Here is a 14,207-nt window from a genome sequence, read left to right as displayed (position 1 = left end):
GGCGGCAATCCATTCGCGCCGTCATCCTGACGAAAGTCAGGATCCAGGGTTACGAACGCTGTCTTTCTTGGCTCTGGATTCTGACTTTCGTCAGGATGACGGATTACCGGGCGATGGGTTCGCCGCTTACCGGAACATAGGCGTCGATCAGTGCACCTACGTAATCGGGGTTGCGGCTCGTCAGTTCGGCGGCCGCATGCGCGTGGCCGTAGATGAAGCCGTAGACCGGGTAGATCCCGCCGCCGAGGCCGTCGACGTCCTTGTACCAGACCTTCACGTCGCTCCAGTCGTTGTTGCGCGAGACGTCGAACAGCGTGACGTCCTGCTCGGCATGGCCGCGCTCGCCGTTCTGGCGCGACCAGTTGGCGTGGGTGAGCATGACGACGCGCTTCTCGACCACCCGGCTGACGACCGCGACATGACCCATCGGTAGGCGCTTGGTCTTCTCGAATACGATCACCGCGCCTTCCTTGGGCTTGTGCGTGCGTTCGTACTTGCCGTCGGCCTGCTCCCACCAGGTCCAGGCGTTGCCGTAGATCTGGATGCCCGATGCGGCGCGTGCGAACGGCACGCATTCGCCGACATAATTAAGCAGCGAGCTGGCACTGGCGCTGGCAGCCGATGCGGTGAGGGCGATGGCAAGGAGCGTTCGGGGGAGTCGCTTCATGGGCCGACGGTATCAAGCGGCTGATGACTGGTCGGTTGCGGCCTATGGTTAACGAGGGGCTCTGCCGCGTTTTTCGGGCAGATCGCCGCGGGCATACAGCGCCCAGTCGACGCCGGACAGGAGCGCGCGTCGTTTGACGATCAGCAGGCGGTAACGCGCGGCGCATCGTACCACCGTGCTCGCGGCCGGGGCATCGTCGTCGAGATCAAGGTGCAGGAACTCCGCCGCGGGGCAATCCTGCGCGATCGAAAGCGGATAGCCGCGTTCGGCGGCTCCGACGCGCAACGTGGCGATCGGGCGGAGATGATCGACGAGCACGGTCGCGCCTGATGGGTCGAGCGCTGCCATCGCCGCGATCGCGGCGCCGGTATCCCCCCGGCGCAACGCTGATTCGGAAAGATCGTCGCGGATGCTCGCGGCGACGATCGTGGCGAGAATGACCATGCTGACGAAGCGGATCGTGCGGCGCTTGCCGAGGCCGTCGGCGAGCAGGCGCGCAAGCAGCAGGAGGATCGCGAGCGAAGACAGGAGGAAATAGCGCGGCATGCCGGTGTTGCCGACGCGGAGGACGGCGAGGCCGAGCGGGAGGCCGACGATCGCGGCGAGATAGAAGATCGCGACCGGCTCGCGTCTCCGGACGATCGCGACGAGCGCGAGCCCGATACCGATCGTCACGACGCCCGCGACCCACGCCGGTGCGGCGAGCCCGCCGACACTGGACGCGACCATCATGACAAGCGCATGGCCCATCGCGGCGGGCGAGAACGCGACGTAATCGCCGACCTGCATGCCGGTGGGGCTCACGGCGGCGGCGCCCAGCACGACGCCAAACACGGCTGCGGTCGCGACGATCGTCGGCAACAGGAGGCGGATCGTGCGGGCCGTCGCAACGTCCGCAGGATGACGATTTCGCAGCGCGACCGCGATCCAGAGGGTGATCGCGCAGAGGCCGAACACCATCGTCAGTTGCGAGAACAGCCCGAGCGTGGCGAGTGCGGCCAGTCGCCACCTCGGCCACCGTGTGTCCTCAGCCGCGGCAAGCCAGCGCTGGACGATCCAGACCATCGTCATCAGCGCGAGCAGCATCGGCATGTAGCCCCGCGCTTCCGAACCGTAATCGACCATGATCGGCGACACCGCGAAGAGCGCGGCCGCGACGAGTGCGTGGCGGGCACTGCGCTGCGCGCCGATCGCGGCAGCGACGAGGATCGTCGCGGTCCCCGTGGCGATCGACAGCGCGCGCAGTGCGAGCGGCGGTGCGCCGTAGCCGCACAGCCACATCCACAGGCTGTTCAGATGATGGTTGTTGTCATGGTTGATCGCGGTGAAGATCCCGAGCGGGGTCCGGGCACGCTCGACCATGACGGCGGACCAGGCTTCGTCGACCCACAGGCCACCGCGCGCGCTCCACAGACGGAGGGCGAGGCCGAGAAGGGTGATTGCAGCGAGCGCGAGTGCCATGTGGAAGGTTCGCGGCGTGCGTTCGCGCGAACCTGTCGATCCTCCTCCGCCAGGGGGAGGTGGCAGGCGTAGCCTGACGGAGGGGGAGGTGAGAGGCAACATCGGTTTCGTGTCCTCCCCCTCCGTCGCCTACGGCGCCACCTCTCCCTTGCGGGGGAGGATTGCAACGGTCCGGCAGCTATGGCGCGGTCAGGTTAAGGTCGTCCTTACCCCTGGTTCTTCTGGCGTTTCGCCATGAACGCGAGGCGTTCGAAGAGCATGACGTCCTGTTCGTTCTTCAGAAGCGCGCCGTGGAGCGGCGGAATCGCCTTGGTCGGGTCGCGGTTCTGGAGGATGTCGAGCGGCATGTCCTCGTGCAGCAGCAGCTTCAACCAGTCGAGCAACTCGCTGGTCGACGGCTTCTTCTTGAGGCCGGGTACGTCGCGCACGTCGTAGAACAGGTCCATCGCCTTGTTGACGAGGATTTTCTGGATGCCGGGGAAATGCACGTCGACGATCGCCTGCATGGTCTGGCGATCGGGAAACTTGATGTAGTGGAAGAAACAGCGGCGCAGGAACGCGTCGGGCAGCTCCTTCTCGTTGTTGCTGGTTATGATGACGATCGGGCGCTCGACCGCGCGGACGGTTTCCTTGGTCTCGTAGACGTGGAATTCCATCCGATCGAGTTCCTGCAACAGGTCGTTCGGAAACTCGATATCGGCCTTGTCGATCTCGTCGATCAGCAGCACGGGTGGCGCGGGCTGCGTGAACGCCTCCCACAATTTGCCCTTGCGGATATAATTGCCGATGTCGTGGACGCGCGCATCGCCGAGCTGGCCGTCGCGCAGGCGGGCGACCGCGTCATATTCGTACAGGCCCTGTTGCGCCTTGGTGGTCGACTTGATGTTCCACTCGATCAGCGGCGCGCCGAGCGCCTTGGCGATCTCGTAGGCGAGCACGGTCTTGCCGGTGCCGGGTTCGCCCTTGATCAGCAGCGGGCGGCGCAGCGTCACGGCGGCGTTGACCGCAACCTTCAAATCGTCGGTCGCGACGTAGCTCTGGGTGCCCTCGAAGCGCTTCATGCGATGTCCCGTCCGGTTCTGAATACCGGGTATGGATAGAGGGTTTTCGCAGCCCCGTGCAAGCCGGTTACAGATCGCCGCGGGCGCTCGCACGGGCTTCGAGCAGCGACCACAGGCCGCGGTGCTGCGCGAACAGCTGTTGCGCGCCGAACAGGATAGCGCGCTGGGTGCCGGGGGACGTGCCGAGCTCCGCGATCACCGCCTCGGTGTCGGAGTCCGATGGAAATGTCGGTGCGGGGATCGCGAGACCGAAGCGTTCCGCGGCGATATCGAGCATGACGCGGATCGCCCCCCAATCGAGTAGCAGCGCCGCGACCGCGCCGGTCGCGCAGCCGCGCCGCTCGGACCGGGCGAGCATTTCGAGTGCGTGGCGTTCGCCGACCAGCGCCGACTCGGTTTCCGCCTGGCCGGGGGTCGAGGGCAGCGGGCCGACCGCGGCAGTCAGCTGCGCGAGATAGGTGCGCTCGTCGACGAATCCGGCGGCGGCGGCGGTCAGCCAGTCCTGTGCCTCGGGCTGGGCCGCGTTTGTCAGGACATCGGCGATCATGCCGGGATGGTCGCCGTGCACCGAGCACAGCGCGTGGACCGCGTCGGTGAGGTTGCGAGCCGCCTGCCCGCCGGCAACGAGGCGGCGATAATGGGGGTGCGCGACGCTGCTATCGGCCTCGGCCAGCCGGACGAGCGCCTGCCATGCGCTGTGCTCGCCTACGGGCTCGATGCCCTGCGGTATTGTGGTCGAGACCATCATACTCCGGTCGTGCTGCGCCGTGGAACGATCGTCCACGGCGGGGTTCTCGTCGGTCCGTTTAAACGAAGCGCGTAAAGACGCGGTTTACGCGGTGGTAATTATCTCATGCTCATCGGTCGGCAATCGGAATGGCCGAGATCGTCGTTGCGATGCGCCCTTTACGCCGCCTCATGCCGTCGCGATAACGCGCCACCGAACATCTTCGGGCCGTCGGGCGGTATCCGGCGGGATGATCCCACGGAGTCTACAGGATGCGAACATGGTTGCTCGGGCTTGCGCTTGCTTCGGTCGGAACCGCCGCGATGGCTGCTGATCAGGTGGCCCCGGCGGTAGCGCCCGCCGAGCCGGTCAAGCCCGTCGAGGCGGCTAAGCCCGGCGATCTGACGATGGCACGCGTCTTCGGCAATCCGGACCTGTCTGGCTCTCAACCGCGCGCGGTGCGGCTGTCGCCGGACGGCACGCTGCTGACGAGCTTGCGCAACCGCGACGATGAGAAGGAGCGCTTCGATCTCTGGGCGGTCGATACCGCAACCGGGGCGGCGCGGATGCTGGTCGATTCGAAGAAGGTCGGCAGCGGTGCCGAGCTGACCGAGGCCGAGAAGATGCAGCGCGAGCGTGCGCGGATCGGCGGGCAGAAGGGCATCGTCGCGTATGACTGGGCGCCCGACGGCAAGTCGATCCTCGTGCCGCTCGACGGCGACCTGTATCTCGCAGGGCTCGACGGCAAGGTCACGCGGCTGACCAACACGCCCGGTGGCGAGCTGAACCCGGTGGTCAGCCCCAAGGGCGGCTTCGTCTCGTTCGTCCGCGACCAGAACGTGTTCGTCCAGCCGCTGAGCGGCGGCACCGCGCGGGCTGTCACCACCGGAGGGGGCGGCACGGTCCACTTCGGCGAGGCGGAATTCGTCGCGCAGGAGGAAATGGATCGCCGCACCGGATACTGGTGGTCGCCCGACGAGCGCTATGTCGCGGTCGAGCGGTTCGACGAGGCGCCGGTGCACACCGCAACGCGTGCGTCGATCGGCGCGACCGGGACCAAGGTGTATGAGCAGCGCTACCCGGCGGCCGGCACGCCGAACGTGCTCGTCGACCTGTATATCATGAAGCCTGACGGCTCGGGCCAGGTGAAGGTCGATCTGGGCACCAACCCGGATATCTATCTCGCCCGCGTGGACTGGACGCCGGACGGCCGGATGCTGCTGGTCCAGCGCCAGAGCCGCGACCAGAAGCTGCTCGAGATGCTCCGCGTCGATCCGGCGACGGGCAAGTCGACGGTGCTGTTCACCGAGAAGTCGGGCGTAAAGAGCTGGCTCAACCTGTCGGATGCGTATCATGTGCTCAAGGACGGCAGCCTGATCTGGCGGTCGGAGCGGAGCGGCTACGGGCATCTCTACCGGTTCGCATCGGGCAAATGGACGCAGCTGACCAAGGGCGACTGGGTCGTCACTGATCTGGTCGGGGTAGATGAAACCAAGGGGCGGCTGTTCTTCCTCGGCAACAAGGACGACGTGCTCGAGCAACAGCTCTATTCGGTCGACGTCGCCAAGCCGAACGTCATCACCAAACTGACCGAAGCCGGCTGGTGGAACAGCGCGACGATGGATGCCGCCGCGAGCCGCTTCATCATCTCGCGCTCGAACCCCAAGCAGCCGACGCAGGTCTATCTGGCCGACGCGACGGGCAAGCGAATTTCGTGGATCAACGAGAATGCGGTGGTCGAGGGGCATCCTTACTACCCCTATCTGTCGAGCCATCAGGAGACCAAGTTCGGCACGCTGAAGGCCAAGAACGGCATGACGCTCCATTATGAGATGATCACGCCGCCATTGGAGCCAGGCAAGAAATACCCAGTGTTCTTCGAACATTACGGCGGCCCCGGCACCGGCCAGCAGGTCACGCGCGGCTGGCAGGGTGCGCTGCCGCAGTATCTGGTCGATCGCGGCTGGATCTATTTCAAGATCGACAACCGCGGCTCGTACAACCGCGGCAAGGCGTTCGAGGACCAGATCTATCACGCGATGGGTACGGTCGAGGTCGAGGACCAGCTGTCGGGTGCGAACTACCTGAAGTCGCTGCCCTTCGTCGAGCCCAGCAAGATCGCGACCTATGGCTGGTCGTATGGCGGCTATATGTCGCTGAAGATGCTGGAGAAGACGCCGGGCGTGTATGCGGCGGCGGTGTCGGGCGCGCCGGTCACCGACTGGCAGCTGTACGACACGCATTATACCGAGCGCTATCTCGGCGATCCGGCGAAGGATCCGGCGAGCTACTCGACGTCGGCGGCGGTCGAGGAGGCGAACAGGATCGTCGATCCGTTGCTGCTGATCCACGGCATGGCGGACGACAATGTGTTCCTCGACAATTCGACCAAGGTCGCCGCGCGCATGCAGGCGACCGCGACGCCGTTCGAGATGATGTTCTACCCCGGCTACACGCACCGCGTATCGGGGCCTGGGATCAGCGAGCATGTCTGGGGGACGATCCTCAACTTCCTCGACCGGACAGTGAAGGACAAGCCGGTGCCTGAGGTTGCGCCAGCGCCGGTGAAGTAGCCGGCGGTGCGGTTCGTCGAGACGTTTCACCTGTGGCCTTTCCTCGACACGGTGGTGAGTTACATCGCCGCGTTCGTGTTCGGGACGTTGATCGGGGCGGAGCGGCAGTATCGCCAGCGGACCGCGGGGTTGCGCACGAACACGCTGGTCGCGCTCGGGTCGGCAGCGTTCGTCGATCTCGGGCAGCGGCTGGGCGGCGACGTCGAGTCGATCCGGATCATCGCCTATGTCGTGTCGGGGATCGGCTTCCTCGGCGCGGGCGTGATCATGAAGGAGGGGATGAACGTCCGCGGCCTCAATACTGCGGCAACCTTGTGGTGCTCGGCGGCGGTGGGGTCGTGCGCGGGCAGCGACATGATCGCGGAGGCGGGGTTGCTCACCTTCGTCGTGCTGTTGGCGAACACTGCGCTGCGGCCGCTGGTCGACGGGATCAACCGGATCCCGACCGAGGGGCGGACGATCGAGGCTACGTATAGCGTGATGGTGACCGCGGCGGCGGGGGATGCCGGGCCGATCGGCGATCTGGTGGTGGAGCATCTGGAGGCTGCGCAGTTGCAGGTGGCGGAGCTGGACGTGACCGAGCGGGGGGAGGACCGGGTCGAGATTGCGGCTACGCTGGTGGCGACGAACGTGCCGGCTGGGGAGCTGGATGCGATCACGGATCACCTGGCGAAGGTGCACGGGATCGAGCATGCGACATGGCAGGCGCGGACGCACGATTGAGGCGGGGGCGGATCTAGCTGTGCACCTTCCCCAGCCACCACCCCGGCGAAGGCCGGGGCCCAGTTGGAAAGGTCGCAGTAGTGGACCACAGCGCTCAGTTGGCAACGTCCCCCAACTGGGCCCCGGCCTCCGCCGGGGTGGTGCTACTGCTGGGGCAGGTGCTAATATATATATCGCCAAGCACTAGCGTGTTCCCCCGCGAAGGCGGGGGTCCAGTCTGGGCCCCCGCCTTCGCGGGGGAACAAGGAAGCAGGTGCAACGGTCGCCGCGATCCCCCCAAACTCCCCCTATCCGCGCAACAAGTCGAAAGCCGTTGGACCTCGTGGCGCAACGTCGGTACTGCCCGCCCCAAGTCCAATCGGAGTGACAACATGGGTTATCGGGTGGTGGTCGCGGGCGCGACCGGCAATGTCGGGCGTGAGATCCTCAACATCCTGGCGGAACGCGAGTTTCCGGCGGACGAGATCGCCTGCGTCGCGTCGTCGCGCAGCCAGGGGTTGATGGTCGACTATGGTGACACCGGCAAGCAGATCAAATGCACGAACATCGAGCATTTCGACTGGAACGGCTGGGACATGGCGCTGTTCGCGATCGGCTCCGAGGGCTCGGCGATCTACGCGCCGATCGCTGCGGCTGCCGGCTGCGTCGTGATCGACAATTCGTCGCTCTACCGCATGGACCCCGACGTGCCGCTGATCGTGCCCGAGGTGAACCCGGAGGCGATCGACGGCTACAAGGTCCGTAACATCATCGCCAACCCGAACTGCTCGACCGCGCAGATGGTCGTCGCGCTGAAGCCGCTGCACGATGCGGCGAAGATCCTGCGCGTCGTCGTCTCAACCTACCAGTCGGTCTCCGGCGCGGGCAAGGCGGGGATGGACGAGCTGTTCGAGCAGAGCCGCAACATCTTCGTCGGCGATCCGGCCGAGCCCAAGAAGTTCACCAAGCAGATCGCCTTCAACGTCATCCCGCACATCGACAGCTTCCTCGACGACGGCTCAACCAAGGAAGAGTGGAAGATGGTCGTCGAGACCAAGAAGATCCTCGACAAGAAGATAAAGGTCACCGCGACCTGCGTCCGCGTGCCGGTGTTCGTCGGCCATTCGGAAGCGATCAACATCGAGTTCGAGAACGAGATCTCGGCCGAGGAAGCGCAGAACATCCTCCGCGAAGCGCCCGGCATCATGCTGGTCGATAAGCGCGAGGACGGCGGCTACATCACGCCGATCGAGTGCGTCGGCGACTTCGCGACGTACATCAGCCGCGTGCGCGAGGATTCGACCGTCGAGAACGGCCTGAACCTGTGGTGCGTCAGCGACAACCTCCGCAAGGGTGCGGCGCTGAACGCGGTCCAGATCGCCGAACTGCTTGGGCGCCGGCATTTGCAGAAGGCCTAAACTGCGCGGGGCGACTCGCCCCGATATAAACTGCTTCGATCCGCTTGACCGCGTCGCCATCCAGAATGGCGGCGCGGTTTCTGCTTTTCGAAGCGTGCCCAAAATTTTTCGGCGCTCGTCGCGGGGCCTTCAGACCCACTTCGACAATTGGCCACATAACAAACCTTGTTATGTTTTGGGTGAAATGTTGATCTTCGGTCAGGAGTGGGCCGGTTAACATGTGTAGATAAGCTCAATTTTGATCTTTCGTAATGCTATCGTATATAACCGATCTAAGTATAAATTCGGAATCCGATCATATTGGCTAGATATCAAAGCCGTTTTAATAGGTAACTTACTGTTAGTAATCATGGGTCGAGGCTTCCCACGTTCCGGTCACTAGGTTGGAAGACAACCAGTGTCCGGTGACGGTTGGGCTGCATTTGCAGTCGCTTGTGGAGGTTATCGGCATGTCTATCGCATCGGCTTATGGGAATGCGTCGCAAGCTCGGAATTCGGGCGTCACCACATCCGGGATGCACCAAACCGCCTGGCGGCGGCGCGACATGAGCATCATGCGGCAGATCCGCGGCGGTGTATCGTTGATTGGGCTGGCCGCTGCGACGACGCTTGCGTCACAACCAGCCGTTGCCCAAATTGTCCCGCCCCCCAACGTCGTTGGCGTGTGCTCCGGCGTCAGCCTCCCGAAATCGGTCGTTACCGAGATCATGCGCCCCGTCATCGGCGGGGTCGTCACACCGATCGAGAACACGCTCAATCCTATCCTGACGACCGTGAACCGAATTCTTCTCGTGCCGTTGGTGGGCGGGCTGATCCCGGCGCTTCCCGCAACGACGCAGACCATCGACGTCGACGGGTTGCTGACCTCTGCGGCCGATGGCGACGACATCACGCTGAGCGTACTCGACATAAACGGAAATGCGATCGGGCCGAATTCCAACTGCGTTTCGCAGGCGGACGGTTTTGAGCTCCGGACCCCGGCCGGCATCGCGATCGGCGGCAACCGGATCACCGGGCTCGGCGCGACCGGGGCGGCGGCGTTTGCAGGCGAGGAGAACTCGATCGCGTTCGGCAATGGGTCGGTGACCGATGCGACCGCGCTGGGGTCGATTGCGCTCGGCACCAATGCTGGCGTCGGTGCGGGCGCGACGGGCGCGGTTGCGCTGGGTACGGGGGCGACCGCCACCGGCGTCAACGGCGTTGCGTTGGGGGCGAACAGCATTGCCGCGCGCGGGCCACAGGCGGATTACGCCGCGATCGGGCTTGCCGCGCTTCAGAACTCGGCGGGCGAAGTTTCCGTCGGCACCGTAGGTGGCGAACGCCAGATCACCAACGTCGCGGCAGGCTCGGCGGACACCGACGCGGTGAACGTCAGCCAGCTTGCCGGCGTCCGGGCGCAGATCGGCACGGTTGCCAGCGGTGCGGTCCAGTATGACGATGCGACCCGAGCAAGCGTGACGCTGGGCGGTGTCGGTGCGGCGGCACCGGTTGCGCTCCGTAACGTCGCGGCGGGCACGCTCGACGCGACCTCGACCGACGCCGTCAACGGCAGCCAGCTGTTCGCGACCAACACCAACGTCACCAACCTGACGACCAACATCGCCAACGGCGCGATCGGCGCGGTGCAATATGCCGACGCGGCCACGCCGACGGTTCCAAACGGCGGTACCCCGACCAACGATGTTGCGCTGGTCGGTGCCACGGCAGCACCGGTCGGGCTGCACAATGTCGCGGCCGGCGTCGTCGCGGCAGGCTCCACCGATGCCGTGAATGGCGGCCAGCTGGCGACCGTGTCCGGCCAGGTCGGCGATCTCGCCACGCTGGCGGTGCAGTATGACGATGCGACGCGCGTGCGGGCGACGCTCGGCGGTGTCGGTGCGACGGCATCGGTCGCGCTGACCAACGTTGGGGCAGGTACGCTCGATGCGGCCTCGACCGACGCCGTCAACGGCAGCCAGCTGTTCGCGACCAACACCAACGTCACCAACACCAACACCGCGCTGACGAACCTGACGACCAACATCAGCAATGGCGGCATCGGCGCGGTCCAGTATTCGAACGCCGCAACGCCGACCGTGCCGAATGGCGGTTTGCCGAGCAACGACGTCGCGCTGGTCGGTGTGACGGCAGGGCCGGTCGGGCTGCACAATGTCGCCGCGGGTGTCGTCGCGACGGGATCGACCGATGCGGTCAACGGCGGTCAGCTTTCGACCGTTGTCGACCAGGTCGGCACGCTCAACACGCTGGCCGTCCAGTATGACGACGCGACCCGCGCCAACGTGACGCTCGGCGGCGTCGGTGCGGCGGCACCGGTCGGCCTCGGCAACGTCGCGGCTGGCGCACTGGGTGCCACCTCGACCGACGCGGTCAACGGCAGCCAGCTGTTCGCAACCAACACCAACGTCACCAACCTCACCACCAACATCGCCAATGGCGCGATCGGTGCCCTGCAATATTCCAATGTGGGTACGCCGACCACGCCGAACGGGGGCGTGCCGTCGAACGACGCCACGCTGGTCGGCGGCGCAGCCGGTGCGGTCGCGCTGCACAATGTCGCCAACGGGGTGGTTGCAACCGGGTCGACCGACGCGGTCAACGGCGGTCAGCTGGCGCTGGTCTCCGGCCAGGTCGGCACGCTGAACGGGCTGGCGGTGCAATATGACGACCTGAGCCGGTCGCGCGTCACGTTCGGCGGGGCAGGGGCTGCGCCGGTCGTGCTTGGCAACGTCGCGGCAGGCACGCTCGGCGCGGGTAGCACCGATGCGGTGAACGGCGCACAGCTCGGCGCCACCAATGATGCGGTCGGCGTTAACACGACCAACATCGCGAACATCAATACCAGCGTTACCGCGCTTCAAACCGACGCCTTGCTGTACGACAGCACGCTTCAGGCGTTCAGCGCGAACCGTGGTGGCGCAGCGCAGCGCATCACCAACGTGGCTGCGGGTGTGCTGGGCGCCGGCAGCCTGGATGCCGTCAATGGCGGGCAGCTGTTCGGGCTGGGCAGCAGCGTTGCCTCGGCGCTCGGCGGGAGCTCGACCTACGATCCGGGTACCGGCGCGGTGGCTGCTGGCATCCTCTATGGCGGCACCACCTATGGTAGCGTGCAGGGTGCCGTGTCCGCGATCGAGACATCGCTCGGCGGCATGCCGACAAGCGCCGATCTGCGCTATTTCAACACGACCTCGGTCATGGCGGACTCGCGGGCGATGGGTACCGATTCCACGGCGATCGGCCCGAACGCCGTCGCCAGTGCCGATGGCGCCATCGCCGCCGGGCGCAACACGGTCGCGGCGAGCGCGGGATCGGTGGCGATCGGCGATGGATCGAGCGCGATCACCGGCAGGGCGGTGGCGATCGGTTTCGCCAATATCGCGTCCGGTAACGGTGCGGTGGCGATCGGCGATCCCAATATCGCGACCGGCGACGGTGCGGTCGCGCTTGGCCGCGACAACCAAGCAACGGGGATCGGCGCGGTGGCGCTGGGCGACACCAACTTCGCCACCGGCAACGGATCGGTATCGATCGGGCAGACCAACCAGGCGACCGGCAACGGGACGATCACGATCGGCACGAGCAACGTCGTCAACGGTCTTGGCGCGCTGGCGCTCGGCAACCGCAACCAGGTGAACGGCGACGGCTCGCTCGCCTTCGGGTCGGACATCGTGACCGGCGGCGTCAACACGCTGGTAGTCGGCAACGCCAGCACCGCCACGGGAGACTTTGCCGCCGCTTTCGGTAACAACTCGGCCGCGAGCGGCCTGAACGCGACGGCGCTCGGCACCGCCGCATCGGCGTCGGCGGACTATACGCTTGCCGTCGGCGAACGCTCAGTCGCCTCCGGCTTCGGTTCGTCCGCGCTCGGTACGCTCTCGTCGGCCACCGCCTTCGCCTCCACTGCGCTCGGCGCAGGGGCGATCGCCAATCTGGAAAACAGCGTCGCGCTGGGCAGCGCCTCGTCAACGTTGCGCGGTGGGGTCGCCAACTACACCGCGTTCGGGCTCACCGGCGCGCAATCCTCGATCGGCGAGATCGCGGTTGCCCGCACCGCCGACTATGTCGATCCCGCCACCGGGACGTTCGCGCCGCTCGGCACACGCCAGATCACCGGCGTCGGCGCCGGCAGCGAGGATACCGACGCGGTCAACGTCGCGCAGTTGCGCGGTGTCTCGAACACGCTGGGCAACGCGTTCGTCGCAAGCCTCGGCGGCGGTGCTGCGTACAACGTCACGACCGGCGCGATCACCGGGCCGAGCTACGTCATCAATGGCACGACCTACACCAATGTCGGCGATGCGCTTGCCGGCGTGGGCGGGCAGATCGGCCAGGTGGCGACGAACAGCGTGAGCTACGACAATGCCGCACAGACCTCGGTGACGCTCGGCGGAGCGGGAGGCACGACGATCAGCAATGTCGCGGCGGGCGCGATCAACGCTACATCGACCGACGCGGTGAACGGCGCGCAGCTTAACGCCACCAACCAGGCGGTCGCTTCGAACACCACGGCGATCACCAATCTCGGCAATACCGTGAGCGACCTGTCGACCACGGTCACCAATCTCGGGGGGACCGTCGCCAATCTCGGCGCCTCGGTGACCAATGTCAGCACTGCGGTCACCAATCTCGGCAACGATATCAACAACGGCGCGATCGGGACGGTGCAATATTCCAACCCCGGCAGCCCCACGACCCCTAATGGCGGCACGCCCACCAACGACCTGACGCTGGTCGGTGCGGCGGCTGGTCCGGTCGGGCTGCACAATGTCGCTGGTGGATCGATCGCCGCGGGATCAACTGATGCGGTCAATGGCGGGCAGGTGTACGCCCTGGCGCTAACCGCCGTGAACGCGGTGTCGTACGGCACCGATGCGAACGGCGTCCGCACCAACACGGTGACGTTGGCGGGAGGCAACGCGGCGGCACCGGTGACGGTCACCAATGTTGCCGCCGCAGTGGTAGCAGCGGGATCGACCGATGCGGTGAATGGTGGTCAGCTCTACACCACCAACCAGGCGGTCGCGACGGCGCAGGGTGCCGCGGACAGCGCCTTGGCGCTCGGCAGCAACTCGGTCCAATACGGTGCCGGACGGACCAACGTGACGTTCAACGCAGGCGGCGCGGCAACCGTGCTCAGCAACGTCGCGGCGGGCGTGTCGACCACCGACGCGGTCAATGTCGGGCAGCTGAATTCGAGCATGAATTCGGCGGTGACGCAGGCCAATGCGTATACCGACGGACGGATCGCGGCGCTCGATTTCGACCTCCGCTCGGTGCGACGCGACGGCTATGCGGGCACGTCGGGTGCGCTTGCGGCTGCGGGGCTCCCCCAGGCGTATGAAGCAGGCAAGGGCATGGTCGCGATCGGTGGCGGCACCTATGCCGGACAATCGGCAGTCGCGGTCGGCATGTCGAAGGCGTTCAATGACGGCCACACCGTGGTCAAGCTGAGCGGTACCTACGACTCGCAGGGCCGGGCCGGTGGCTCGGGCGGGATCGGGTATCAGTTCTGATCGCTAAGGTCTGAACGTCTCATAAGGATGCGGGAGCGGGCGGCCTTCGGGTCGCCCGTTTTCGTTTGGGGGCGTTGACAGACGGTGT

Annotated in this window: 8 protein-coding genes; 4 read left to right on the top strand and 4 right to left on the bottom strand. The window is 65.9% G+C overall.

The features are described 5' to 3' along the window. Positions 1–103: 103 nt before the first annotated feature. The 4 genes from C8J40_RS08850 to C8J40_RS08835 all read right to left on the bottom strand — a co-directional run bounded on the left by C8J40_RS08850 (position 104) and on the right by C8J40_RS08835 (position 3,973). Positions 104–667 (bottom strand): CHAP domain-containing protein, encoded by a 564-nt coding sequence (locus tag C8J40_RS08850; protein ID WP_132896740.1) that lies wholly within the window; start codon positions 665–667, stop codon positions 104–106. Positions 668–715: 48 nt separating this feature from the next. Then, positions 716–2,128, bottom strand: coding sequence for a glycosyltransferase family 39 protein (locus C8J40_RS08845; RefSeq protein WP_132896739.1), 1,413 nt, complete (start codon positions 2,126–2,128; stop codon positions 716–718). Positions 2,129–2,334: 206 nt separating this feature from the next. After that, on the bottom strand, positions 2,335–3,189 hold the full coding sequence (locus C8J40_RS08840) for a MoxR family ATPase (RefSeq protein ID WP_132896738.1): 855 nt from the start codon (positions 3,187–3,189) through the stop codon (positions 2,335–2,337). A gap of 67 nt (positions 3,190–3,256) precedes the next feature. Then, positions 3,257–3,973 (bottom strand): hypothetical protein, encoded by a 717-nt coding sequence (locus C8J40_RS08835; RefSeq protein WP_243693290.1) that lies wholly within the window; start codon positions 3,971–3,973, stop codon positions 3,257–3,259. A 215-nt stretch (positions 3,974–4,188) separates the two neighbouring features. On the opposite strand from C8J40_RS08835, the gene C8J40_RS08830 reads away from it, so the two are divergent. From C8J40_RS08830 to C8J40_RS08815, 4 genes are all read left to right on the top strand, one after another. After that, on the top strand, positions 4,189–6,489 hold the full coding sequence (locus C8J40_RS08830; RefSeq protein WP_132896737.1) for a S9 family peptidase: 2,301 nt from the start codon (positions 4,189–4,191) through the stop codon (positions 6,487–6,489). A 6-nt stretch (positions 6,490–6,495) separates the two neighbouring features. Further along, on the top strand, positions 6,496–7,212 hold the full coding sequence (locus C8J40_RS08825; RefSeq protein ID WP_132896736.1) for an MgtC/SapB family protein: 717 nt from the start codon (positions 6,496–6,498) through the stop codon (positions 7,210–7,212). A gap of 371 nt (positions 7,213–7,583) precedes the next feature. Then, positions 7,584–8,609, top strand: a complete 1,026-nt coding sequence (locus C8J40_RS08820) for an aspartate-semialdehyde dehydrogenase (RefSeq protein ID WP_132896735.1) — start codon at positions 7,584–7,586, stop codon at positions 8,607–8,609. 554 nt (positions 8,610–9,163) lie between these two features. Further along, on the top strand, positions 9,164–14,119 hold the full coding sequence (locus C8J40_RS08815; protein WP_207901180.1) for a YadA-like family protein: 4,956 nt from the start codon (positions 9,164–9,166) through the stop codon (positions 14,117–14,119). The last annotated feature ends 88 nt before the right edge of the window (positions 14,120–14,207 follow it).

This window comes from Sphingomonas sp. PP-CC-3A-396, from assembly GCF_004343105.1.
GTDB lineage: Bacteria > Pseudomonadota > Alphaproteobacteria > Sphingomonadales > Sphingomonadaceae > Sphingomonas.
The sequence above is the reverse complement of the archived record's forward strand: the minus strand, read 5'-3'. Positions and strand labels throughout refer to the sequence as shown.